Annotated in this window: 21 protein-coding genes and 1 tRNA gene; 7 read left to right on the plus strand and 15 right to left on the minus strand. The window is 67.5% G+C overall.

Features of this window, described 5'->3' with window-relative positions:
- The first annotated feature begins 14 nt into the window (after positions 1-14).
- From PG2T_RS08475 to PG2T_RS17020, 4 genes are all read left to right on the plus strand, one after another.
- Entirely contained in the window at positions 15-284 is a 270-nt protein-coding gene (locus tag PG2T_RS08475) for an oxidative damage protection protein (protein ID WP_068804204.1), read from the plus strand.
- Between the two features lies 1 nt (position 285).
- Entirely contained in the window at positions 286-1,377 is a 1,092-nt protein-coding gene (gene thiO / locus PG2T_RS08480) for a glycine oxidase ThiO (RefSeq protein WP_075968160.1), read from the plus strand.
- 254 nt (positions 1,378-1,631) lie between these two features.
- A complete protein-coding gene (locus tag PG2T_RS15525) occupies positions 1,632-1,853 on the plus strand; it encodes an addiction module protein (RefSeq protein WP_075968161.1) in 222 nt (73 codons plus the stop codon).
- 107 nt (positions 1,854-1,960) lie between these two features.
- Positions 1,961-2,161, plus strand: coding sequence for a hypothetical protein (locus PG2T_RS17020; RefSeq protein ID WP_418268537.1), 201 nt, complete (start codon positions 1,961-1,963; stop codon positions 2,159-2,161).
- A gap of 108 nt (positions 2,162-2,269) precedes the next feature.
- On the opposite strand, the gene ppk1 is transcribed toward PG2T_RS17020, so the two are convergent.
- The 9 genes from ppk1 to PG2T_RS08525 all read right to left on the minus strand — a co-directional run bounded on the left by ppk1 (position 2,270) and on the right by PG2T_RS08525 (position 15,078).
- Positions 2,270-4,336: a polyphosphate kinase 1 gene (gene ppk1, locus PG2T_RS08485; RefSeq protein ID WP_068807999.1), complete on the minus strand. Its 2,067-nt coding sequence runs from the start codon at positions 4,334-4,336 to the stop codon at positions 2,270-2,272.
- 234 nt (positions 4,337-4,570) lie between these two features.
- Positions 4,571-5,038 carry an REP-associated tyrosine transposase gene (locus tag PG2T_RS08490; protein WP_068804206.1) on the minus strand — a complete coding sequence of 156 codons (468 nt, stop codon included), beginning with the start codon at positions 5,036-5,038 and terminating at the stop codon, positions 4,571-4,573.
- Positions 5,039-5,485: 447 nt separating this feature from the next.
- Positions 5,486-8,422 (minus strand): class I SAM-dependent DNA methyltransferase, encoded by a 2,937-nt coding sequence (locus PG2T_RS08495; protein ID WP_068804208.1) that lies wholly within the window; start codon positions 8,420-8,422, stop codon positions 5,486-5,488.
- Positions 8,419-9,579 (minus strand): Fic family protein, encoded by a 1,161-nt coding sequence (locus PG2T_RS08500; protein ID WP_068804210.1) that lies wholly within the window; start codon positions 9,577-9,579, stop codon positions 8,419-8,421. Before PG2T_RS08500 ends, PG2T_RS08495 begins: the two co-directional genes overlap by 4 nt.
- Positions 9,580-9,768: 189 nt before the next feature.
- Entirely contained in the window at positions 9,769-11,280 is a 1,512-nt protein-coding gene (locus PG2T_RS08505) for an alpha,alpha-trehalose-phosphate synthase (UDP-forming) (protein WP_202816288.1), read from the minus strand.
- Positions 11,273-12,391 carry a mechanosensitive ion channel family protein gene (locus PG2T_RS08510; RefSeq protein WP_202816289.1) on the minus strand — a complete coding sequence of 373 codons (1,119 nt, stop codon included), beginning with the start codon at positions 12,389-12,391 and terminating at the stop codon, positions 11,273-11,275. The genes PG2T_RS08505 and PG2T_RS08510 overlap by 8 nt, the downstream gene beginning before the upstream one ends.
- A complete protein-coding gene (otsB, locus tag PG2T_RS08515) occupies positions 12,388-13,182 on the minus strand; it encodes a trehalose-phosphatase (protein ID WP_236953229.1) in 795 nt (264 codons plus the stop codon). The genes PG2T_RS08510 and otsB overlap by 4 nt, the downstream gene beginning before the upstream one ends.
- Positions 13,175-14,416 (minus strand): glycosyltransferase, encoded by a 1,242-nt coding sequence (locus tag PG2T_RS08520; RefSeq protein WP_068804213.1) that lies wholly within the window; start codon positions 14,414-14,416, stop codon positions 13,175-13,177. Before PG2T_RS08520 ends, otsB begins: the two co-directional genes overlap by 8 nt.
- On the minus strand, positions 14,413-15,078 hold the full coding sequence (locus tag PG2T_RS08525; protein WP_068804215.1) for a DUF5752 family protein: 666 nt from the start codon (positions 15,076-15,078) through the stop codon (positions 14,413-14,415). Before PG2T_RS08525 ends, PG2T_RS08520 begins: the two co-directional genes overlap by 4 nt.
- 160 nt (positions 15,079-15,238) lie before the next feature.
- Here PG2T_RS08525 and PG2T_RS08530 point away from each other — a divergent pair, with 160 nt between their 5' ends.
- The 3 genes from PG2T_RS08530 (at position 15,239) to PG2T_RS08540 (ending at position 18,165) form a co-directional block, all read left to right on the plus strand.
- Complete coding sequence (locus PG2T_RS08530; protein WP_068804217.1) at positions 15,239-17,134, plus strand: potassium transporter Kup; 1,896 nt, start codon at positions 15,239-15,241, stop codon at positions 17,132-17,134.
- Positions 17,135-17,196: 62 nt separating this feature from the next.
- Entirely contained in the window at positions 17,197-17,598 is a 402-nt protein-coding gene (msrB, locus tag PG2T_RS08535) for a peptide-methionine (R)-S-oxide reductase MsrB (RefSeq protein ID WP_068804219.1), read from the plus strand.
- 6 nt (positions 17,599-17,604) lie between these two features.
- Entirely contained in the window at positions 17,605-18,165 is a 561-nt protein-coding gene (locus PG2T_RS08540) for a 3'-5' exonuclease family protein (protein WP_068804221.1), read from the plus strand.
- A 64-nt stretch (positions 18,166-18,229) separates the two neighbouring features.
- Here the strand turns inward: PG2T_RS08540 and PG2T_RS08545 are convergent.
- The 6 genes from PG2T_RS08545 to hcaB all read right to left on the minus strand — a co-directional run bounded on the left by PG2T_RS08545 (position 18,230) and on the right by hcaB (position 24,666).
- Positions 18,230-18,306 (minus strand) — tRNA-Ile (locus tag PG2T_RS08545).
- Positions 18,307-18,364: 58 nt separating this feature from the next.
- Positions 18,365-20,224 (minus strand): RNA polymerase sigma factor RpoD, encoded by a 1,860-nt coding sequence (rpoD, locus tag PG2T_RS08550; RefSeq protein ID WP_068804223.1) that lies wholly within the window; start codon positions 20,222-20,224, stop codon positions 18,365-18,367.
- Between the two features lie 51 nt (positions 20,225-20,275).
- Positions 20,276-22,018, minus strand: coding sequence for a DNA primase (gene dnaG, locus PG2T_RS08555; protein ID WP_068808008.1), 1,743 nt, complete (start codon positions 22,016-22,018; stop codon positions 20,276-20,278).
- An 85-nt stretch (positions 22,019-22,103) separates the two neighbouring features.
- On the minus strand, positions 22,104-22,580 hold the full coding sequence (locus PG2T_RS08560) for an aromatic-ring-hydroxylating dioxygenase subunit beta (protein ID WP_068804225.1): 477 nt from the start codon (positions 22,578-22,580) through the stop codon (positions 22,104-22,106).
- Between the two features lie 3 nt (positions 22,581-22,583).
- Complete coding sequence (locus PG2T_RS08565) at positions 22,584-23,771, minus strand: aromatic ring-hydroxylating oxygenase subunit alpha (protein WP_068804227.1); 1,188 nt, start codon at positions 23,769-23,771, stop codon at positions 22,584-22,586.
- Between the two features lie 79 nt (positions 23,772-23,850).
- Positions 23,851-24,666: a 3-(cis-5,6-dihydroxycyclohexa-1,3-dien-1-yl)propanoate dehydrogenase gene (gene hcaB / locus PG2T_RS08570; RefSeq protein WP_068804229.1), complete on the minus strand. Its 816-nt coding sequence runs from the start codon at positions 24,664-24,666 to the stop codon at positions 23,851-23,853.
- Positions 24,667-24,674 lie beyond the last annotated feature (8 nt).

A 24,674-nucleotide genomic window follows, 5' to 3' on the forward strand; every position in this document is an offset into this window, starting at 1 on the left:
CTGTGGAGCTTCCCATGCGTACCGTTCACTGCGTGATCCTTGGCCGCGAAGCGGAGGGTCTGGACCGCCCGCCCTATCCCGGCCCACTCGGCCAGCGCATCTTCGAGCAGGTGTCGCGCGAGGCCTGGCAGACCTGGCTGGCCCACCAGACCATGCTGATCAACGAGAACCGCCTGTCCCTGATCGACCCCGAGGCGCGCAAGTTCCTGCAGCAGGAAATGGAAAAGTTCCTGTTCGGCGACGGCGCCACCAAGCCCGAAGGCTACGTGCCGCCCGCCGAGTGACGTGGGCCATGTAACCGTCGTCGGGGGCGGCGTCATCGGCCTGATGGCGGCGCGCGAGCTGCGCGCGGCGGGCCTTGACGTGACCGTGCTCGACCGGGGCGAGATCGGCCGCGAGGCGTCCTGGGCCGGCAGCGGCATCCTGTCGCCGCTGCACCCGTGGCGCCAGCCGGATGCCGTGCAGCCGCTGAGCCTATGGAGCCAACGGGCCTATCCGGACCTGGCCGCTGCGCTGGCGGCCGAATCCGGCATCGATCCCGAACTGCTGCCAAGCGGACTGCTGCTGCCGGACTGCACCGATGCAGGCGCGGCCCAGGCGTGGGCCAAGCGCTGGCAGGTGCCGCTCGAATCCCTCGACGCCACCGCGCTGCGTCGAGCCGAACCCGCGCTCGCACCCCATTGCGCCGGCCTGCTGCTGCCGCAAGTGGCACAGGTTCGCAATCCGCGCCTGATGCGCGCCCTGCGCATCGCCCTGCAGCGGGCCGGCGTGGCGTTCGAGGAACACTGCGAGGTGCTCGGCTTCGCGCCGCGCGAGGACCGCATCGCGGCGCTCGACACCCGCGACGGCCGCCGGCCGGTCGATGTGCTGCTGGTCACCACTGGCGCCTGGACTGGCGATCTGCTGCGCACCTGTGGCCTGGCGCTGCCGATCGCGCCGGTGCGTGGGCAAATCCTCGCCCTGCAGACCGAGCCAGGTCTGATCCGCCATGTGGTCCTGGCGGAGGATCATTACCTGGTGCCGCGCCGCGATGGCCTGCTGCTGGCCGGCAGCACGGTCGAGCACGTCGGCTTCGACAAAACCCTTGCGCCGAGCTCCGCCGCCGCCCTGCGCGCCGCTGCCGCCCGGCTGGTACCGGCGCTGGCCGACGCGCCGCAGGTAGCGCACTGGGCGGGCCTTCGCCCCGGCAGCCCGGACGGCACGCCCTACATCGGCCGCCACCCGCAGTTCGAAAACGTGTACGTCAGCGCCGGTCACTACCGCAGTGGTCTGACCCTGGCGCCGGCTTCGGCGGCACTGGTGAGTGCGCTGATCACCGGGCAACGGCCGCCGCTGGATGGCGCGGCGTATCAGTTGGAGCGGGCAGATGCGGGTTGATTTTCGACGCCGTGTGGCTCAAGTTGGGTAGAGCGCGGTAACCGCAGCGCATTGCAGCGTCACTCGGCGGTGCACATGGTTCGGCGACCTGCCGGCGCACAAGGCCGCACGGCTCGATCCGGTGCTGGCACTGGCGGCGCGGTGAGTGGCGCACCTCATCCGGCGACTTCGGTTCGGGTGCGGTGATAGAGGTGGAGTCGGCTCGCGTGTTCAGGCGTATAAAGTGCCAAACAGCAATCGAGGTATTCCCACCCATGGTCGATGCAGCCCTTCTTTCCCGCGTAAAGACCATGAGCCCGGCCGATCGGCTTGAACTCATCGGGGCCGTCTGGGAAACACTAACCCCCGCGGACGCGCCAGTCACAGACGAGGAGAAAGCTCTACTCGATACTCGTCTGTCCGACCTGGAAAACAAGCCGGAAGACCAAAGCCCTTGGTCGGAAGTTCAAGCGCGGCTTCGGCAACAATTGCCTTGAGTTACAGCGTTTATGTCCGCAAGACCGCCGAGCGCGAGCTTGTTGAGGCGCAGATGTGATACGAGGCGCAGCAAAAGGGCCTGGCGGCGCAGTTTCATATCGCGTTCATTGCCACTCTTGGCACGCTTGCAGAAACACCGCTCATCTATCCCGAGCTGTATCGCGAAGTACGCAGGGCGGTATTGCGCCGATTTCCCTACTTGGTCTGGTATCGCGTCCAGGATATGGACATCACCGTTCTCGCCTGTACCCACTGCAAGATCGACCCGAGCAAACTGCCGGTACGTTTGCGTAGAAGCAAGTCGTAGAAGCACAGACGAATACGGCGCAATGCGCTCTGCTTATTGTGTGACCAGGAATTTTTGAACGTGGCCTCGTATACAACGTTGTTCGCTTGGCGCCCTGGTCGCGCCGGCTCAATCCGCCAGCCGCTCCATCAACGCCTGCTGCGCCGACACCGGCGGGGTGTCGCCGGCCTCCAGGCGCCGGTAGCTGCCGTCGGTTTGCAGTTCCCAGGCCTGCGCGGTGTCGGCCTGGTACAGCGCCAGTTCGTCGATCACGCGCTGGCGCAGGGTCGCGTCGCTGATCGGAAAGGCCACCTCGACGCGGCGAAAGAAATTGCGTTCGGCCCAGTCGGCGCTGCCGCAATAGACCTCCGGCGCGCCGTCGTTGTGGAAATAGAAGACCCGCGTGTGTTCCAGGAAGCGGCCGATGATCGAGCGCACGCGGATGCGCTCGGACACGCCCGGCACGCCGGGGCGCACGGCGCACATGCCGCGCACCAGCAGTTCGATGTCCACGCCGGCCTGCGCCGCGGCGTACAGCGCCTGGATGATGCGCGGCTCGACCAGGGCGTTGAGCTTGATCACCAGCCGCGCGGGGCGGCCGGCGGCGGCATGCTGCGCCTCGCGCTCGATCTTGGCCAGCATGGCCTCGTGCAGGGTGAACGGTGATTCGAGCAGGCGCTCGAGCGCCCCCACGGACCCCAGGCTGGTCAGCTGCAGGAACACCCGCACGATGTCGCCGGTGATCGCCTTGTCGCAGGTGAACAGGCCGTAGTCGGTATACAGGCGGGCGGTGCGCAGGTGGTAGTTGCCGGTGCCAAGGTGCGCGTAGTGGCGCAGGCCGCGGCCCTCGCGGCGCACCACCAGGCTCATCTTGGCGTGCGTCTTGTAGCCGACCACGCCGTACACCACGTGCGCGCCGGCTTCCTGCAGGCGGTTGGCGAGGGCGATGTTGGCCTCCTCGTCGAAGCGCGCGCGCAGCTCGACCACCACCGTCACTTCCTTGCCGGCCCGCGCCGCCGCCACCAGCGCGTCGACGATGACGGACGCCTCGCCGGTGCGGTACAGGGTCTGCTTGATGGCCAGCACGTCCGGGTCGCTGGCCGCCTGCTGCACGAACTCCACCACCGGCAGGAACGATTCGAACGGGTGGTGCAGCAGCACGTCGCCCTTGGCGATGGCGGCGAAGATGTTGCCGCCGCGACCCAGCGGCACCGGCAGGCCGGGCGTGAACGGCGCAAAGCGCAGGTCCGAGCGATCCGGCAGATCGCACACCGCCAGCAGGCGATTCAGGTTGACCGGACCGTTGACCCGGAACAGGTCGATCGGCTCGAGACCCACCTGCGCCAGCAGGTAGTCGGTCATGGTCTGCGGGCAGGTGTCGGCCACTTCCAGGCGCACCGCGTCGCCGTAGCGGCGGGATTGCAGCTCGCCCTCCACCGCCCGCAGCAGGTCGTCGACTTCTTCCTCGTCCACGAACAGGTCGCTGTTGCGGGTGACGCGGAACTGATAGCAGCCCTTGACCTGCATGCCGGGGAACAACTGGCCGACGTGGGCGTGGATCACCGACGACAGGAACACGAACTGGTGCTGGCCGGCTTCGGTATGCGGCAGCGGGATGATGCGCGGCAGCGAGCGGGGCGCCTGCACCACGGCATTGCCGCTGCGCCGGCCAAAGGCGTCCGTGCCGGACAGCGCGACGATGAAATTGAGGCTCTTGTTGAGCACCTTGGGGAACGGATGGGCCGGGTCCAGGCCGAGCGGGCTCAGCATCGGCGCCAGTTCGTGTTCGAAGAACTCCTGCACCCAGGTTGCCTGCGCGGGCGTCCACTCGGCACGGGCGACGAAGCGGATGCCCTGCTCGGCCAGCGCCGGCAGCAGCGTGTCGTTCAGGATGCGGTACTGGATGTCGACCTGCTCGTGCACGCGGGCGCCGATGGCCGCCAGCAACTCGGTCGGGCCGAGCTGATCCGGCCCGGCCTGCGCGGAGCCGAGTGCCTGCAGCTCCTGCAGACGGGCCACGCGAATCTCGAAAAATTCGTCCAGGTTGGTGCTGAAGATGCACAGGAAGCGCAGCCGCTCCAGCAACGGCAGGCGGGCATCGAGCGCCTGCGCCAGCACGCGCCCGTTGAACTCCAGCAGGCTCAGCTCGCGGTTGATGTACAGGTCCGGACGCTTGAGGTCGATGTCGTCGGTCATGGCCGCTGCGCGCATTGGGTTGGCAAATTTATTGATGCTACTGCGCTCAGATTACAGAACGGCTTCAGCGCATCCGGCAGCAGTCTATGTGGGTTCGGGCCGATGGCGCTGCGTCCCCTCGTGGCCCTGGGGTCGCGGGCATGGCCCGCTCCTACAAACGAGCAGGCCGTTCTGTCGGAGGAGCGGGCCATGCCCGCGACCAGAGTCATCCCTGCGAAGACAAACGCCCCGCGCCTACAACCAGACGGCATTCCAGAACGGGTAATCGCCTACCCGGTCCACCAGGCCTGCGCGCACCGGGTTGCCGACCAGGTATCGCGCCACCGCGCGCAGGTCTTCCTCGTTGCGCAGGGCGTGGTCGTAGTACGCCGGTGCCCACAACGCGCCGTGCCGGCAGAGCACGGGATTGGCCGCGCGTGCACTGGCCGATTTGAGGCGGCTGACCACCTGCGCCAACGGATCGCGGGTGCCCAGTTCGATCAACCAGTGCGCGTGGTCCGGCATCAGCACCCAGGCCAACGCAGAGGCATCGCCCCACACCTCCCCGCGAGCCAGGCAACGGCCAACCGCGCAGGCAGCCGCAAAGTCGGCAAAGAACGGCGTCCGGTCGTGGGTGGCACACGTCACGTGGTAAACGTGACAGGGTGCGCAGTAGCGTCCGCGACGCAATGCCGCATGACCCGGCCGGCGAAAGGTGTTCATCCACCCATTGTAGGAGCGGGCCATGCCCGCGACCGCGACGCTGCGTGCCGGCGTGGCGCTATGGAATGGCGTCGTGCCATCCCGACGTGCGTCTGCCGTCGATCCCGACCGTGTATGGCCGCCCCTGGCCCGCAGGTCGCGGGCATGGCCCGCTCCTACTAAATGCAGGTCATTCCCTTGTAGGAGCGGCCCATGGCCGCGACCGCAACGCGGCGTGCCGGCGTGGCTCCGTGGAATGACGCCGGGCCCGTCGTGGCATCCCGACGCGCGTCTGCGTCGATCCCGACCGTGTGTGGCCGCCCCTGGCCCGACGGTCGCGGGCATGGCCCGCTCCTACAAATCGGCAGGCCCTTTCTTTTGTAGGAGCGGGCCATGCCCGCGACCGGGATGGCGCACCCGATCGCCACCCCGCGCTGACCGAAGCCTCCGCAAAGGAGTGCGGGCAGATCAGGCCAGCGGCGCGATCAGCGCGGCGTAGCGGGTGAACAGGAAGGCGACGCGCTGGGCGTCGCCGGCGTAGCTGCGGGCGCCGCCGTCGGGGCGGTAGGCGGCGTCCACGGCGCGGTCCAGCGCCTGGTGGGCACGCAGCAGAGCAGCCGGCATGGTCAGCGGGTCGTAGAGCTGCGCCAGCGTGGCGCCGGGAAAGCCGGCGCGGGCGTCCAGCACGGCTTGCGCGGCCTGTTCGATGGTGGCGCGCAGTTCCGCGGCGCGCGCTTGGGCATCGTCGCCGGTGGCGTCGGGCTGCGCGGTGATCCCCGGCCAGGGAAAGTTGTTGTAGACGATCTGCGCGGAGTAGCGGTAGTCGCTTTTCAACCGGCCGCAGACGTAGCGCACCCAGGCCATGTGCATGGCGCAGTGCAGCACGCCGAAGTGGTAGAGCGTGGCGTTGGGGACGATCTTCACCAGGTTGCTACACAGCGTGTCCGGCCCCAGAAAGCCGATCGGGATGTAAGCCCGCCGCTCCGAAGACACTTCCGGCACCACCAGGTACGGCCCGGCCGGCATGTTTTCCACGTGAAAGCGCGCCGGCGTGGCCGCGAGCTTGCGCGTGGGTGCGCTCTTGCTGGCCAGGCGCAGGGCGCGCACGGCCTCGACGCGCTCGCGGGCCAGCGGCAAGTGCGCCAGCACCTGCGGCGGACATTCGCCCAGCCACAGGCACCAGCGCTCGTAGCCGTTCAGGAACTCGTCGGCACCGATCCAGCGCCGGAAGTACGGCGCGGCCTGCGGCTCGCGCGCCAGGAAGGCTGTTTTTTCGTCCGTGGTGAACAGGTAATGGCCGCCGTCGATGGGCTTGTTGCCGATGCCGATTTCCGGCACCGGGCACAGCGGGTGCCCGCGGCGGTCCAGCAGGATTTCCGGCGCATCCGCGAGATAGGCGTTGATGTGGCTGGCGGCATGCTCGTGCGGCACGGCGTCCGGCTTGGCGTAATCGAACAGGCGCTTGTGCGGCAGGTCTTCGCGCCCAAAGCCCAGGATCACGCAGTGCACCGCCGCCTTGCCGGGGGCTTCGTTGGTCCACCGAAAGGTGCGGTGGGCGAACTGGATGTGCAGCCCGCGGCGATACAGCTCACTCCACAGCACGCCGACCTGCTCGCCCTGGCTGATGGAGTTGGTGGACACGAAGGCGCAGCGGATGCGTTCACGCGCCGCGTCGTCCTGCCGCTCCAGGGTGACGAAGATGTCCTCGATGCCGGGTGCCTTGCCCTTGCCGGCGAAGCGGGCGTCCTGAAACTGGCGCTTGTCCGGGCTGGCGAAGCCTTCCTTGCTACCGGACAGGTACTGCGCGGCCTTGAAGTACCAGCCGGCCACGTAATCCAGCAGGCCGGCGTTGGCTACGCCGCCGGCCACGTAGGCAAAGTCCTTGCGCTGGGTGTCGTCCATGAACTTGGCGCCGATGAACGGCGGATTGCCCAGGATGTAGTTCAGCCGCTGCGGCGGCACGAAATCTTCCCAGTCCAGACGCAGCGCGTTGCCGACGCGGATGTTGGGCGCCTTGTCCAGCGGCAGGCGGGCGAAGTACTCGCCAAACTCGCGCCCGGCTTCGAGGTTCATCTGGTGGTCGGTCAGCCACAGGGCGAGCTGCGCCACCTGCGCCGGGAATTCCTCCAGCTCGATGCCGTGGAACTGGTCCACGTTGACCTGCACGGCGTCGAACACGTGCGCGGTGGCGTGGCCGAAGGCGGCGGCGGCGCGCAGCACGTCCAGTTCCAGCCGGCGCAGCTCGCGGTAGGTGACGACCAGAAAATTGCCGCAGCCGCAGGCCGGGTCCAGAAAGTTCAGCGCGCGCAGCTTCTTGTGGAACTCGAACAGGCGGTTCTGGTTCTGTTTGACGCTCTCGAACTCGGCCCGCAGTTCGTCCAGAAACAGCGGCCCGATGACTTTCAGGATGTTCGCTTCGGAGGTGTAGTGGGCGCCGAGCTGCCGGCGCCGCTCGCGCGCGTCCAGGTCAATGACCTTCTGGAACATGGCGCCGAAGATGGCCGGCGAGATGGCCGCCCACTGAAAACGGCAGCAGTCCAGCAGCAGGGCGCGCGTGCCGGCGGTGAACTGGGCAATCGGCAGCGGCTCTTCGAACAGCCGCCCGTTGACGTGCGGGAAGACGCGCAGCAGGTCGCGCAGATGCTGCTGGCGCAGTTCGGACTTGGTGTCGAGCACCTGGAACAGCTCCGCCAGCGCGGTGCCGGTGTCGGCGCCGTCGTCGTCGGAGTGCTCGATCAGGTCCAGGAAACTGTCCTTGGGGCTGAAGATGCCGGTGTCGTCCGCAAACAGACAGAACAGCAGCCGCACCAGGTACAGCTGCAAGCCGTGGCCGGCGCGGCCGGTGGCCGGGTCCACGCCGTAGCCGTCGCGGCGCAGCGCGTCGTGCAGGGCGCCCAGCAGTTCGACGGCGCGAATGTTGAGCGGGTCTTCGTCGCGCACGCGCACGTCGGCGTAGCCGGCGATGAAGCCGAAGCGCTCGATGTGGCGCGCCAGCGCGCCGAGCGGGAATTCGTCCTGGCGGCCGGTTTCGAGGTCGTACAGGCGGATGCGGGCGAAGTCCGACACCACCACGTAGCGCGGCAGCTCGTGGTCCGGGATGCCGGCGAAGTAGTCGGTGGCCTGCGTGTAGGCGGCGGCAAGATCCGCCCCGGCGCTCTTGTGCTCACCCAGCAGCAGACCCGGCCAGAACACGTCGATGCGCCCCATGCCGGGCCGGCCGAAGCGTGCCGCGGCGCGCTCGAACACCACCTGCGCGCGCCGCCGGTGCACGCCGAACACGGCCAGGAACTCGTTCCAGAAGGTCTGCGCCTCGGCCCGCTCGGAGCCGGCATCCGCCCAGTCGCGGGCAAAGGCCACGGCGCGGGCGCGGATGTCGGCCCAGGTGAGGCGGGTGGGGGCGTTCATAGCGGCTGGGTGTCCTCGGACAGGATGTCCAGACAGGCCGTGTAGACGAACACGCGGTTGCGCTGGCGGCCGGGCAGCTCGCGGACCATGCCCAGTTCGACGAGGCGACGAAAGACCGCAGTGACCGTGGTGCGGTTGATGCCGGTGGCGGCGACGGCCTCGGCAACGCGGCTCACGGGGCGCTGCTGCAGGTGACGGTGCACTTCCAGTGCGGACGTGGCGATGCGTCCCAGGCCGCGGATGCGCTCGCGATCCTGTTCGAACAGGCCCAGCAACCGACGCGCGGCATCCACTGCCTGCTGCGCAGTCTCGGCCACGCCTTTGAGATAAAAGCCAAGCCAGCCTTCCCAGTCGCCGTGGGTGCGCACGCGCTGCAGGCGGTCGTAGTACTCCAGCCGGTGCACCTTGAAATACAGGCTCAGGTACAGCAATGGCTGGCGCAGCACGCCGGCATCCACCAGCATCAGGATGATCAGCAACCGCCCGAGGCGGCCGTTGCCGTCCAGAAAAGGGTGAATGGTTTCGAACTGCACGTGCGCCAGTGCCGTCTTGACCAGCACCGGCAGGCCGCCGTCATCGCCGTGCAGGAAGCGTTCCAGGGCGTCCAGGCATTCGGCCAGCCGCTCGGGCGGTGGCGGCACGAAGGCGGCATTGCCCGGCCGCGTGCCGCCCAGCCAGTTCTGACTGCGCCGAAACTCGCCCGGTTGCTTGTGCGCGCCGCGGCCGTGGGCAAGCAGCACGCCGTGAATCTCGCGCAGCAGGCGCAGGCACAGCGGAAAGTCCCCGGCCAGGCGCTTGAGGCCATGGTCCAGCGCGGCCACGTACTGCGAAACCTCCGCCACGTCATCCAGCGGGGCGCCGGGGGCTTCCGCAAGCTCGAACAGCAACAAATCGGACAGGGACGACTGCGTGCCCTCGATCTGCGAGGACACCACCGCCTCGCGCCGCACGTACTGGTACAGGAACAGGTTGCGGTCGGGCAGCAGATCGGCAATGCCGTCCAGGCGACCGAGCGCACGGTTGGCCTGTTCGAGCAGGGTCAGCAGGTCGGCATCGATTGCCAGCGGCGGGTCCGGCGGCAGCGGCGCCGGGACATGGGCCCGGTAGGTTTCGCCGGCCGTGGCGCAGTGCACGTACTGGCCGCTGTTTCGCTCCATGGGCGGTCCCGCAAGGCCACTAAAGTTGCGTAACGCTAAGCCCGGCTCGGCGCTTATGCAACCTTATCGGCTGAACGTTGCATAAGAGGCTGGCGTGGCGCGCCTTATGCAGTGCCCGCGGCGTATCGGGCCCACGAGGTCAAATCTCGGTGTGGCGCTGAGCTCGGCCAGGCATGCCCGCCGCGCCGCTCAGGCCAGCTCGGTATCCCAGAATGCGTGCTCGGCCTCGGCGCTGGGCAGGTAATCGTCGGGCAAGGGAAAGGTGTCCAGATCACTGGCGATGGCGGCTTCCAGAAAACCGTTGACCCAGCGGAACACGTTCTGTCGGCTCACCGCGCGTCGCAGCAGTTGCATGCGTTTACGCCGTTCGGCCGCGGCCATCGAACAGGCCTGGTGGATGGCGTCGGCGGTGCCTTCCAGATCGTACGGATTCACCAGCAGCGCCCCGTGCTGCAGCTGCGCCACCGCGCCGGCGAACTCGGACAGGATCAGCACGCCGTCGCTGTCCACCGAGCAGGCGCAGAACTCCTTGGCCACCAGGTTCATGCCGTCCTTGAGCGGGGTCACCAGCGCGATGTGCGCGGCCCGGTAATAGGCCACCAGATCCAGGCGGTCGAGCGCCCGGTAGACGTAGTGGATCGGCACCCAGCCGCCGGGGCGGGTGAACTCGCCGTTGATCTCGCCGACCAGCTGCTCGATGCGCGTTTTAAGGTCCCGGTACTGCGGGATGTCGTCGCGGCTGGGCACCACCACCTGGATCAGGGTGACACGCTCCTGCAGTTCCGGGTGCCGGTGCAGGGCGGTGCGAAACGCCTCCAGGCGCTGCGGGATGCCCTTGGTGTAGTCCAGCCGGTCCACGCCCAGGATCAACTCGCGGTTGGGCAGCTCGGCGCGCAGGGCATCGGCCGCGGCGAGCACCGTCGGCGAGCGCGCCTGGCGCTGGAAGGCTGCCGCATCGATGCCGATCGGAAAGGCGCCGATGCGCACCTGCCGCCCATCCGGCAGGCGTGCCCGACTGCCACGGTGCGTGAGGCGCAGCTCCGGCAGCAGCGCGCGCACGCACTGGGTGAAGTTGCGCTGATCGTGCAGGGTCTGGAAACCGATCAGGTCGTACTCCAGCAGCGCCCGCAGCAGCGTGAAGCGCCACGGCAGCTTCAGGTAGATGTCCAGCGGCGGGAACGGAATGTGCAGAAAAAACCCCAGCGGCGCGGTCAGTCCGCCGCGGCGCAGCTCGGCTCCCAGCAACAGCAGCTGGTAGTCGTGCACCCACACGAAATCGTCCTGCCGCGCCTCGGCCAGGACCGCCTGTGCATAGTTGTGGTTGACCGCGCAGTAACTGCGCCAGTAGGCGGGATCGAAGTTGCACAGCGACTGCAGGTCGTGGAACAACGGCCACAGCACCTGGTTCGAGAAGCCGAAATAGAAGCCGGCCTGGTCCTCGGCGCTCAGTGCCACCGGCGCCAGGCGGTAGCCGGCCTTGCCGGCGGCACTGGCCAGGGCCGCTTCCAGGTCGGCTTCGTGATCGACCAGGCCGGGCCAACCGACCCACACGCCGCCGCGGTCGCGCAGTACCGGCAGCAGTGCGGTCACCAGCCCGCCGCTGCCGGGCCGGCTGACCAGACTCCCATCGGCGGCAGGCGTGATGACGAACGGCAGCCGGTTGGAGACGATCACCAGCCGTCGTGGCCGCGACTCAGCCACCGGCCGGCTCCGCGGTTGCGGTGGGCAGGGTTTCGACATGTACGGTGCGCGTCGGGAAAGCGAACTCGACGCCCGCCGCCGCGAACCGGTTGACCAGCTCCAGGTTGATGGCTTGCTGGATGTCCATGTAGCGGTTGTAGTCGGGGTCGAGCACGAAGTAAACCACTTCGAAATCCAGCGACGAGGCGCCAAAGCCCTTGAAGTGGGCCCGATCGAAGCGCGTGCCGACTTGCCCGGTGATGATCTCGCGCACCATCTGCGGTATGGCGGCCAGTTGCTCGGGCGACGTGCGGTACGGCACGCCGAAGCCGAACAGCACGCGCCGCTCGTACAGGCGCTTGTAGTTGTGGATGCGGCTCTTGAGCAGGTCGGCATTGGCGAACACGATCTGTTCGCCGGACAGGCTGCGCACGCGGGTGGTCTTCAGACCCACGTGCTCCACCGTGCCGGCGATTTCGTCCACGACGATGAAATCGCCGATCACGAACGGCTTGTCGAGCGCGATCGACAGCGACGCGAACAGGTCACCGAGGATGTTCTGCACCGCCAGCGCCACCGCCACGCCGCCAATGCCCAGGCTGGCCACCAGGGTCGTGACGTTGAAGCCCAGGTTGTCCAGGATCATCAACAGCGCCACCGACCACAGGGCGATGCGGCCCACGAAGCCGAGCATGCCAACGGTGGTGGCAGCGGCGACATCGGTGGTGCGGGCCCGGTCCAGGCGCCGCTGCAGCCACACATCGAGCGCGCGCTGCGCCCACAGCGCAACCTGCAGCAGCAGGGCCACGGCCGTGATGCTGGCCAGCGCGGCGTCGATCTTCGGCGACAGGCTTACCGCCCGCGCGCCGACGAACAGGGCCACCAGCCACATCACGCTGCGCCGCGTGCCGCCGACGATTTGCGCCGTGTATCGGCTCAGCTGCGCACCGTCACGCCCGGCCCGCGCATGAAGGCGTCGTCCGATCTGACACTTGATCAGCGGCAGCACCATGGCCACGACGACCATCAGGCCGAGCGCCACCAGCCAGGCGGCCAGCGGGTTGCCGAACACCGGCACCTGCAGCCATTGCGTCCAGCCGCTCGCGGTCCAGTCGATTCCGCCGAAGCTCATCGAGCCCGCTCCCGGATATCCGCCCAGCGACCGAGAAACTCCCGCAGCCCGTCCGGCGGGCGCAGCCACACGTCGGCCGCCGTGGTGTGCCATTTGGGTCGCACCAGCACGCGCAGTCCACGTCCCTGCAGGGCGCGGAAGGCATCCTCGTCGGTGTGGTCGTCGCCCAGGTAGGCCACGCAGCCGGCTGATCCGGCATCCAGTTCCGCCAGCACATGACTGACCACCTGCCCCTTGTCGCAGCCGGCGGCGCGCAGCTCGATGCCGCCATCGAAGTCGTGCCAGACCACTTCGCGCGCCTGCGTCAGCGCTGCGAAGCGCCCTTCCAGATCAAGTTGCAGGGACCGCTGCTGTCCCGGTGCGAGCCCGCGCCAGTGAAACGCCAGCGACCCGGGTTTGCGCTCGACCCGCCCGCCGAGCGCGCACACGGTCGCCGCCCAGCTATCGGCCTCGGTCAGTGCCTGCACGGCCGCCTCGGACAGCGGCACCAAGCTGTGCCGACCATCCGACAGGCGCCGCTCGCGGCCGTGGCAGCCCCACATTTCGGGTTCGAAATCGAGCGTCAGCAACGGCCGCAGGTCCTGCAGCCAGCGTCCGGAGACGATCACCAGCCGGTCATTTGGCAGGCGGCCGATGCGATTGAGCAGCGGTTCCACGCCCGGATAGGGGCGCGCCTGCGCGGGGTCGATATGGAACGGCGCCAGTGTCCCGTCGTAATCGAGCAGCAGGACGGCCCGGGGGGCGGCGACCAATGCGGACCAGAAACTTTCCAGAAAAATCGAATCAGGCAAGCGCAATACGGTCTTCTCCCGGGTGCAACAGGCCGGTCATGAGGGTGAGGTAATCACGCAGCTGGCGCGTGAGCAGAAAGTTCTGGCGCACGAACTCGCGCGCCTTGATGCCCATCTGCTCACGCAGTTCCTGGTGCTGGTGCAGGTAGCGCACGCGCAGTGCGGCGCCCTCGGGCGTGCTCACCAGAAAACCGGTGTGATGGTTCACCACCTGCAGGCGAATGCCGCCGGTGTCGCCGCCGATCACCGGCTTGCCCTTCCACATGGCCTCGGTGACCGTCAAGCCGAAGCCTTCCCGCAGTGACTTTTGCAATACGAAATGCGCCGCCCGCTGCAGGGCGTTGATGGTGGCGTGGGCGTCGGAGGGCAGCAGCAGCACCTTCAGGTCGTCGTCACCCTCGGCGGCGCGGTTGACCTCGGCCAGTACCGCCTCGCCCTCGGGGTCGTCGTCGGCGCCGCCGCCGGCCAGCACCAGTTGCAGACCCGGCATGAAGGTCCTGGCCAGGCGGTAGGCGGCGATCACGCCCAGCGGATCCTTGAAGCGGTCGAAGCGCGACACCTGCAGCATCAGCGGCCGGTCCGGATCGACCTCGAAACGCTGGCAGGTTTCCAGCACCTGCCAGGCCGCCAGTTCGCTGTTTTTCTCGGCCAGCGGGTCGATGCTCGGCGGGATCAGGTAGACCGGGTGCGGCAGGCGCTGTGCGAAATCGGCCAGCGAGAACACGCTGGCGTCGTAGTCGGCCACGAAACCGCGCAGGTAGCGCCACACGCCGCGCTGCGGGTGGCTGGCGTCGATGTGGCAGCGCCAGACCCACTTGCCCTGGCGATCCGTGACGTGCCGGATCAGCGCCGCCGGCTGCGGATCGTGAATGAACACCAGGTCCGCCTCGCGCAGCACCGGACCGAGCGTCTCGGCGGTGCGGGCGTTGGCGTCCTCGTAGGCCTTGATCAACACGTCCGACAGCGGCGCCGGCTGGCCCTGCAAGGCGTTGTGCATGGCCTTGGTGCACTGGTAGAACGGCCCGTCGCCGGTGATCGTCTCCCAGCGCGTGTCCAGCTCCAGCGCCTGCATCAGCGGCACCAGCTTGTGCAGGATTTCCGCCACGCCGCCGCCGGCGCGGGTCGAGTTCACGTGCACCACCTTCATGCCGCGCAGCGGCGCGGCCAGTTGGATCAGGTGCTGCACGGCATCGGCGCCGGCCACCTCGGCGTAGGCTTCCAGCAGCGCGTTCATGCCGGCACCCCCGCGAAGTGGGCGCCGATCGCGGCGGCGTACTGGTCGCGCAGCTGCGGCAGCGACACGAAGTAGGGATCGATCTGCGCCAGGCGCTCGATCAGGCCCTCGTGTCCGTCGTCGAGGTCAACCAGCCAGGCGTGGAAATCGTCCTGCCCTGCCGGCGCGCGCCGACGCGCGTCGATGGCGTGGTAGAAGACGCTGCCCGGCGACAGCTGCGGCAGCAGTTCCACCAGCTCGCGCGGCTCGCGCACCCGTCTTTCGGTGTCGAACACCACCAGCTGCCCGCGCATGAAATGAAACTGCCGGTCGCGCGCCGCCCAGGCCGGGGCCTCGATTTCGTCCAGACGCTGTTCGACCACCTCCAGCACCTCCTGGCGCAGCGCCTCGGCGTCGGCGAAGTCGGCCGGATCGATCACCGCCAGGCGTTCGGCCAGCGGCAGGTCGTGCAGGGCGTGGCGCACCCACACGGCAAAGTCGTTGTTGAACTCCGGATCGTCGAAGCGGGCGCGCAGCAGGCCGCCCCAGAAATGGTGATAGACGCTGTTGGCCGGCACTGCCAGCAGCCCCTCGCGCAACTCCGGCAGGCTTTGCGCGCGCACCCCGGTGGCCAGCGACACCAGGGCACAGTCCTTGATTGCAAAGTCTTGGTGGTTCGGCATGGATGACGTCTCCTGGGCTCGGCGCCAATCTCAGGCATCCGCCCATGCTGATCGGCCTCGGTTGGTCAGACCCGCGTCCGGCGCCGGAAGTTCATGCTGGCCCGCAGGGCAAGCCACCGGTACCCTGCCGCCTGCCTGTCGCCCCGGAGCCACATTCCAAATGTCCACCGCCAGCATTGAATCGCCCGCCCCCGGCCACCGCAGTCCACTGCCCCTGCTGGCACTGGGGGCGCTGGGCGTGGTGTTCGGCGACATCGGCACCAGCCCGCTGTATGCGCTCAAGGAATGTTTCAGCGGCGCCCACGGCGCGCCACTGACGCCGGCCAACCTGATGGGCGTGCTGTCACTGCTGTTCTGGGCGCTGGCGCTGGTGGTGTCCACCAAGTACGTGGCGTTCGTGATGCGGGCCGACAACGGCGGCGAGGGCGGCATCCTGGCGCTGCTGGCGCTGGTGCAGCGACTGACGGCCGACCGACCGCGGTTCAGCCACGCGCTGGCGATTCTGGGTGTGTTCGGGGCCACGCTGTTTTACGGCGACGCCATCATCACGCCGGCCATCTCGGTGCTGTCGGCGGTGGAGGGCGTGGGCGTGCTGGCGCCGGCCCTGTCGCACTACGTGGTGCCGGTGACAGTGGGCGTACTGACGGGGCTGTTTCTCATCCAGCGCCACGGCACGGCCCGCGTCGGGGCGCTGTTCGGCCCGCTGACGCTGGTGTGGTTCCTGACGCTGGGTACGCTGGGCGCGATCGGCGTGGCGTCCAACCCGGCCGTGCTGGCGGCGCTCAATCCGCTGTACGGCATCGCCTTTTTGTATCAGCAGCCCGGGTTGGCCTTCGTGGTGCTGGGCGCGGTGGTGCTGGCGGTGACCGGCACCGAAGCGCTGTATGCCGACATGGGCCACTTCGGGGCCGGGCCGATACGCCTGGGCTGGTTCGCGGTGGTGTGGCCGGCGCTGACGCTGAACTACTACGGCCAGGGCGCGCTGCTGCTGGCCGACCCGGCGGCGGTGCAAAATCCGTTCTACCTGCTGGCGCCGGATGGGCTGCGGCCGGCCCTGGTAGTGCTCGCCACGGCGGCCACGATCATCGCCTCGCAGGCGGTGATCTCGGGTGCCTTCTCGCTGACGCAGCAGGCGATTCGTCTGGGCTATCTGCCGCGCCTTCGCATCCGCCACACCTCGGCCAGCGAGCGCGGCCAGATCTACATCCCGATGATCAACTGGATGTTGCTGGCCGGCGTGCTGCTGCTGGTGCTCGGATTCCGCTCCTCGTCGGGTCTGGCGGCAGCCTACGGCATCGCCGTGACCGGCGCCATGCTGGTCGACAGCCTGCTGATCGCGGTGGTGATGGTGCTTGGCTGGCGCTGGCCGGTGCCGGTCGTAGGCGCGCTGCTGGCCGGGTTTCTGATCATCGATCTTGGCTTCCTGGGCGCCAACGCGGTCAAGGTGGTCTCCGGCGGCTGGCTGCCGCTGGGAATCGCGCTTCTGCTGTTCGTGGCGCTCACCACCTGGCGGCGCGGGCGACAGATCCTGGTCGCGCGTCTACAGGCCGAAACGCTCGGCATGAACGAGTTCCTGCGCACGCTGCAGCCGGAGGTGAGGCGCGTGCCCGGCACGGCCGTTTTCATGACCGGCAACCTGGCGTCGGTACCCAGCGCCCTGCTGCAGAACCTGGTCCACAACAAGGTTCTGCACGAGCGCGCAGTGCTGGTGCACATGCGCACCGCCGATGTGCCGTGGGTACACGCGGCCGGGCGCGTGCAGGTGCAGGATCGCGGGCGCGGGTTCTGGGAGGTGCAGGTGAATTACGGCTTCATGCAGCGGCCGGACATTCCGCGTGCCCTTGCGCTGTGCGCATTGCAGGGGCTCGCGTTCGATCTCGACGACACCACGTTCTTCCTCGGTCGCGAGACCATCATTCCGACCCGCCTGCCGGGCATGGCGCTGTGGCGGGAATATCTGTTCGCCTGGATGATGCGCAACGCCGGCCCGGCGGCGGAGTTCTTTCGCCTGCCCTCGGCGCGGGTGGTGGAGTTGGGCAGCCAGATCGATATTTAGGCCGCCCCGGCTGTGCCAATCTGCTTCAATGGAGCACACGGCCCCAAACCACAGGTGATGCCATGACCGACGAGTTACCCAAGGACGACGCCCAGTGGCGTCAGCGCCTGAGCCCCGATCAGTATCGCGTGTGCCGGCAGAAAGGCACCGAGCCGGCCTTCACCGGCGCCTACTGGAACGACAAAACGCCCGGCGTGTACCGCTGCGCCGGCTGCGGCGAGGTGCTGTTCGACTCCGCCACCAAGTACGACTCCGGCAGCGGCTGGCCGAGCTTTTGGCAGCCGGCCGATCCTGCCGCCGTGGCCACCGAAACCGACATCAGCCACGGCATGCGGCGGGTCGAAGTGCACTGCGCGCGCTGCGGCTCACACCTGGGCCACGTGTTCCCGGACGGGCCGCGCCCGACCGGCGAGCGCTACTGCATCAACTCGCTGTCGCTGACCCTGGAACCGCGCGGCGAGTAGGCCGCCGTGGCGGAGGTCTACGTCAGCACCGACATCGAGACCGACGGCTTCCTGCCGGGCGACAACTCCATGCTGAGTCTGGGCTCGGCGGCCTTCCTGGCCGACGGGCGCCCGGTCGGCACCTGGAGCGCCAACTTCGAGACCCTGCCCGGCGCGCACGCGAATCCCCGCACGGCGCAGTTCTGGGCCGCGCAGCCTGCCGCCTGGGCCGCCTGCCGGCAGAACCTGCGCCCGCCGCAGCAGGCCATGCCCGAATACGCCTCCTGGCTGCGCGCCCTGCCCGGCCGGCCGGTGTTCGTCGGCTACCCGGTCACCTTCGATTTCAGCTTCGTGGCCTGGTACCTGGCCCGTTTTGCCGGCGACAACCCGTTCGGCTTCTCGGCGCTGGACATCAAGAGCTTCGCCATGGCGGTACTGGGCTGCGAATTTCGCCAGACCACCAAGCGCCACATGCCGCGCGAGTGGTTCGATCCGGACCTGCCGCACACGCACGTGGCGCTGGACGATGCTTTGGAGCAGGGGGCGCTGTTTCTGAACCTGCTGCGGGCGAGCAGGCCACATCGGTGACGGCGCGCGGGCGCCGTGCGTGCCCAACGAGGCGCATGACGGCTGCCCATTTCTGAGGGCGGGTTGGTGGGCCCTGCGGGACTCGAACCCGCAACCGACGGATTATGAGTCCGCTGCTCTAACCGATTGAGCTAAAGGCCCATGTTCGACAAGTCCGGCCGTGTGCCCGCGGCACGCACGGCCGGTGGCCGTACGCGGCTCAGTCGAGAAAGCTGCGCAGCTTCTCGGAGCGGCTGGGGTGGCGCAACTTGCGCAGGGCCTTGGCTTCGATCTGGCGGATCCGCTCGCGCGTCACGTCGAACTGCTTGCCCACCTCCTCCAGGGTGTGGTCGTTGTTCATCTCGATGCCGAAGCGCATGCGCAGCACCTTGGCCTCGCGCGGCGTGAGCGAGGCGAGCACGTCCTGCGTGGCCTCGCGCAGGCTGTCGGCGGTGCTGATGTCGATCGGCGACAGGGTGCCGGTGTCCTGGATGAAATCACCCAGGCTCGAATCCTCGTCGTCGCCGATGGGCGTTTCCATCGAGATCGGCTCCTTGGCGATCTTGAGCACCTTGCGGATCTTGTCCTCGGCCATTTCCATCTTGACCGCCAGTTCCTCGGGCGTCGGCTCCCGGCCCAGTTGCTGGAACAACTGCCGCGACACGCGGTTCAGCTTGTTGATGGTCTCGATCATGTGCACCGGAATGCGGATGGTGCGGGCCTGGTCGGCGATCGAGCGGGTGATGGCCTGGCGAATCCACCAGGTGGCATAGGTGGAGAACTTGTAGCCGCGGCGGTATTCGAACTTGTCGACCGCCTTCATCAGGCCGATGTTGCCCTCCTGGATCAGGTCCAGGAACTGCAGGCCGCGGCTGGTGTACTTCTTGGCGATCGAGATCACCAGGCGCAGGTTGGCCTCGACCATTTCCTTCTTGGCCTGGTTCGAGTGCCGTTCGCCAGACAGCATCTGGCGGTTGACTTCCTTGATACGGGCGATTTCGAGGCCATGCTCGCGCTCGATTTCGGCCAGCTTGCGCTGCGCGCGACGGATGTCGTCGGTGAACTGCTTCAGGCGCGTGCTGTGCTTTTTCTTCGCGCTGACCTGGGTTTCCAGCCAGCCGGTGTCGGTCTCGTGGCCAATGAACACGCGCAGAAAATCCTTGCGCGGCATGTCCGCCTTGTTGACGCACAGGTCCAGAATCACCTGCTCTTGCTGGCGGATGCGCTCCATCAGGCTGCGCAGCAGGCCGGACAGGTCCTCGATCTGCTTCGGGATGATGCGCAGCTTCAGCATCTGGGCCTGAAGTTCTTCACGCAGACCGGCAATTTGCTCGACGTTGGGCTTTTTGGCCGACTCGAGCTTGGCAAGCTGTTCGCGCAGGCCGCGCAGCAGCTCGAAATGCGCCCGCACCTGCTCCGGATCGGGGCCGATCTCGACTTCCTCGACCACCACCGGTGTGTCACTGTCCAGCTCGGCTTCGTCTTCGACGACATCGTCGACGTCGGCGCCGGCGGTCGTTTCTTCGATCACCTCGCCGGCAGGCGGCGCCTCCGGCTCGTCCGATTCGTAGAAGCCGGCGACGAAGGAGGGCAGGCGCAGCTGTCCGGCCTGCACCTGGTCGTACAGGCCAAAGACCTCGTCCAGTGCCCGCGGCAGCTGCAGCAAGGCGGCCACGACCTGTTGCTGACCGGCCTCGATGCGCTTGGCGATGGCGATCTCGCCTTCCCGCGTCAGCAGCTCCACGGTGCCCATTTCGCGCATGTACATGCGCACAGGATCGGTGGTGCGGCCTTCGCGCTCGACCGCCGTCATCGCGGCGGCGGCCTCTTCGACCGCTTCGTCCTCGGTCACGCTCTCGCCGCTCATGAGCAGCTCTTCCATGTCCGGCGGCGCATCCGACACGCGGATGCCCATCTCGGTAAGCATGGCAACGATGCTTTCGAGCTGCTCGGCCTCGACGATGTCCTGCGGCAGGTGATCGTTGATCTCACCGTAGGTGAGGTAACCCCGGGCGCGACCGAGCGCCAGCAGCTGCTTCAGTTCGGAATTTTCTTCGGGGTGGTCGACACCGTTATCCATGGGACACCTCGATGCGATTTGGGCGGAACCGGTGATTGTAGTTCATTGCGGTCAAGTCGGGGCGCCGCCGCGTTGTTTCAAGAGCGCCAGCACCTCGGCCCGCTGCTGGGCATCGAGCTGGCTGGGTGGCACGCCGTGCATCAACGCCTTGCGCCGCTGCGCCTGCGCTGCCTGCGACAATAAGCGCTCGATGATTTCGTGCAGTTCGCGCTGCGCCGACGCGAGTTCCTCCGGCACCAACTCGCTGTGGGCCAATATGCTTGACAGGGCAGCGCCGTCGTCGGTGTCGCGCCAGTGCTCCAGCAACAGATCCAGACGGGGCTGGCGAAGCTCGCGCAGCGTCGCAAGCAAGCGCAGCAGCAGATCGACGCCGTCAGAATGCGTGTCGGTCAGAAGCGTCAAATCCCCGACGTGGCCCACCAGTTGCGGGTAATGCGCCAGCAACAAGATGGCACGCCACACCGGCGATGGTCGCTGTCCAGCTATCCTGGGAATCGCCGGCGAGGCACGCCCGGCGGGTGCAGGATTCAGCCCGCTACGGCCGACAAAGCCGGTTATTTTTTCTACGATCAGATCCCGGTAGGTTCCTGCCGGCAGCTTTTGCAGCAATGGTTTTGCCAATTCAGCGAGTTGGGCACGCCCCTCCACGGTGGCTATGTTGGCGCTATTCCTCAAGCGGTCGACCAGATGTTGTGAAACCGGCACTGCCTGGCCGGCGAGCTCCAGAAACGCCTCCTTGCCGATGCGGCGCACCAGCGAGTCCGGGTCTTCGCCCTCGGGCAGGAACAGCAGGCGCAGGTCGCGCCCGTCGGCCAGTTCCGGCAGGGCATTGTCGACCGCCCGCTCGGCCGCCCGTCGCCCGGCGTTGTCACCATCGAAGCACAGCACCAGCCGCGGCGTGATGCGAAATGCGGCCCGCAGGTGCTCTGCCGTCAGCGCGGTACCGAGCACGGCGACGGCGTGGTCGATGCCATGCTGGGCCAGCATCACGACGTCCATGTAGCCTTCGACCACCAACAGCAGGTGCGGGTTGCGTGCCTGCCGGAGCACGTTGGGCAGGCCGTACAGTTCGCGGCCCTTGTGAAAAACGGGGGTTTCGGGCGAATTGAGGTATTTGGGCTCGCCCTGACCGATGATGCGCCCACCGAATCCGATCACCCGGCCGCGACGGTCCTCGATCGGGAACATCACCCGCCCGCGAAAACGGTCATGGCCGCGGCCGTCTTCGTCACCGGCCAGCAGGCCGGCCCGGCGCAGCAAATCAGCTCCGTACCGCTCGCCCAGCGCGCGGCCCAGGCCATCCCACCCGTCCGGCGCGAAGCCCAGGTGAAAACGCGCCGCGGTCTTGCCGTCCAGGCCGCGATTTTTCAGGTACTCGACCGCGCCAGCTGCGGCCGGGTGATGGCGCAGTTGCTTGCGGTAGAAGGCACTCGCCGCGGCCAGCACCTCGTACAGCGCCGCCAGCGAGGTCCCTGATTCGTGCCCCTGCGGGCTCTCCTCCGGCAGCGTCATGCCGGCGCGCTGGGCAAGCTCCGCGATGGCCTCGCGAAAGTCGAGCCGGTCGATGGCCATCAGGAAGCCGATCACCGTGCCGTGCGCGCCGCAGCCGAAGCAGTGATAGAACTGCTTTTGCGGACTGACGGTGAACGATGGCGTTTTTTCTTCGTGGAACGGGCAGCGGCCGGCCAGCTCACGGCCGCTGCGGCGCAGCGGCACGCGCGCGCCGATGACCTCGGCGATGTCGGTGCGCGCCAGGACAGCGTCGATGAAGTCTTCGGGTATCCGGCCGCTCATGCCGTCCACGATAGCGCGGGCGAGCGGGCCGGGGAAGGCAGGCTCCCGGCCGCCACGGCGACCGGGAGGTGCAACGCGGTTTCGATCAGATCGGATACACGATGTAGCGCGGCGCCACGTTGGTATCCATCACCGCGCGGCGGGACTTGAGCTTGGCGCCGCCGCTGCCGAGCACGATCTGGTCCACGTAGCGGCCGCAGACCAGGGTGCCGGTGTTGCCGGCCGAATCGGTATAGAACACGGTGAAGTTGCTCACCGTCTCGTACAGGTCGCCGCCCTTCGGAGTGCAGGCGATGCGCTGCACGAAATGACGGGTCTGGTAGTCCTCGAAGGTGCCAGCCCAGACCTTGGTCACGTAGGTGACGCGGTCTTCCAGGCGCTCGTGGCAGTCGTCCATCATCAGCGCCAGCGGCAGGCCGCTTTCCTCGTTTTCGTTGGCGATGCAGACGTACGAGCCATCGCTGGCGAAGGTGTCCAGCCAGGCGGCCATGTCCTTGCTGTCCAGCGCGGCGATGTAGCGGGTCTGCAGCGCGTCGATCTGCTGCAACGCTTCCTGGGTCATTGATCAGCTCTCCTCTCGTATGAAGCCCATGACGCGCCGGTAGTACTCCCATTTGGGCAGATTGCCGGCCTCGTCGTTTTGTTTGAAATCGAACCACATGCCGTGTTCCTGCTTGACGCCCTTCTGGAACACGGCGTTGCCCGGCGTGCGATTGCCCTGCTGCACGCGCAGGAAAATCGACGCGTCCTCCATCGACACCATGCCGCACGGCCCGAGCATGTTCGAGGACTGGCGCAGACGGTGGCGCACCATGTCCGCGTCGTCGTCGACGTGCGCGAAATAGGCGTAGTGCACTTCGGTCTTGAGCAGCGAGCGAGCCACCGCGAAGCGCACGTTGATCATGTCAAGGTGCTTGGTCATCACCGTCAGCGGGTTCAGGCCGACGATGACCGAACCCTTGGAGGTGTGCGAGCCCTTGAAGGCGATCAGCGACGGGTCCCGCAAGAAGCCATTGTTGGTCGGCACCTTCAGTTCCGACTCGAACGCGATGTGCCCGTTCTCAGTGGCGTATTGCGAGCCCTTGCCGCCCTGCCAGTTCAGCATCTTGAAGGCCAGGTGCAACAGCGGGGCGTGGTAGCCGTCGTTGTCGACGTAGGCCTTCCAGTTGCAGTCGTAGCTGACCTTCTGGTAGCCGAGCAGTTTCAGACGTCCGTCGCCGCCCAGCAGCTGCATCAGCGCCGGCTGCGTGCGACCCAGCCAGGTGTCGATGTCCGGCGTGGCATCGTGCAGGGTGGCGAAGATCAGGCCGCCGACGATGGCGCTGCGCACTTGCGCCAGCCCCGAACCTTCCATGGTGAAGCTGGGTGAGAAGTCTTCCTTGCCCGGGCAGCCGCGCAGGGCGCCCGTGCTGTCGAACAGCCAGCGATGGTAGGGGCACTCGAACTCGGCCTTGTTGCCGCGGTTGTTGGTTTCAAGCAGCGTGCCGCGGTGCGCGCAGGCGTTGTAGAACACCCGTACCTGGCCGTCCTGGCCGTGCACGATCAGCAGCGGCCGCTCGCCTATATGAAAGGTCTTGAAGTCGCCGATGCTCGGGATTTCGCCGGTGTGGGCAACCGGGTGCCATTCGGGACCATAGAAGATGCGTTCCAGTTCGAGCCGGAATACGTCCTCGCGGTCGAAAATGTCTTTCGGTACTTCGTTGATCTTGGCCGGCCAGTGGACCGGCGCGCCGAAAACGGTGGGGGCGTTCATGGCGGCACTCTCCAAAACGTGAGGATAGACGTTACCGAATGATTGTATACGCCGGCGTGCCGGCGATGGCCACGGCTCTCTACAAGTCCTCGCCGCCGGCCATCTTGGTGAAACCGCGTGCGCCCAGGCCGCCGTCGGTATTGATCACCACGCCGGTCATCGGCGCCGAGTTGGCACGCGAGGCGAGCAACACGTACGGGCCGCAGTAGTCGTCGGGTACGGCCGCGATCTGAAGGGGCGAGATGCTGCGCATCATGTCTTCCAGCCCGTCCATCTGGCTGAGTTTGACCCCGGCGGTGCCGGTGGCGGCCAGGCCGCCAAGTTCGGTCTTCATGCCGCCGGGGGCGACGCCGTTGACGCGCACCTTGGGGGCCAGTTCATAGGCCAGCTCCCGTACCAGGCCGACCACGGCATGCTTGGATGCCGTGTAGATCGGCCCGCCGCCGGCCGGATAAAAACCGGCATTGGAGATGGTGTAGATGATGCTGCCGCGCGTCTTGAGCAGCTGCGGCAGGGCCGCCTTGGCGCCCAGCAGGTAACCTTTGACGTTGACCGCGAACAGCTCGTCGAAGGCGGCCGAAATCCGCTCGGCGTCAATCTGCGGCAGGGTCTGGAAGTAGTCGAACACGCCGGCGTTGCCGATGAAGGTGTCGAGTTTGCCAAAGCGCGCCACGGTGTCCTGCACCACGCGCGCGTTGTCGGCGTAGGTGGTGACGTCGCCGGTGACGGCCAGCACGCGGTCGCCGAAGTCCTGCGTCAGCTGCGCCGCCTTGGCCGGATCGCGCTCCAGCACGCCCACGCTGGCGCCCTCGGCGATGAAGCGCTGCACCAGCGCCCGGCCCAGGCCCGAGCCGCCGCCTGTGACGATTGCAACCGTATTGTCCAGCCAGCCCATCGGTGCCT

It is taken from the genome of Immundisolibacter cernigliae, assembly GCF_001697225.1.
GTDB lineage: Bacteria > Pseudomonadota > Gammaproteobacteria > Immundisolibacterales > Immundisolibacteraceae > Immundisolibacter > Immundisolibacter cernigliae.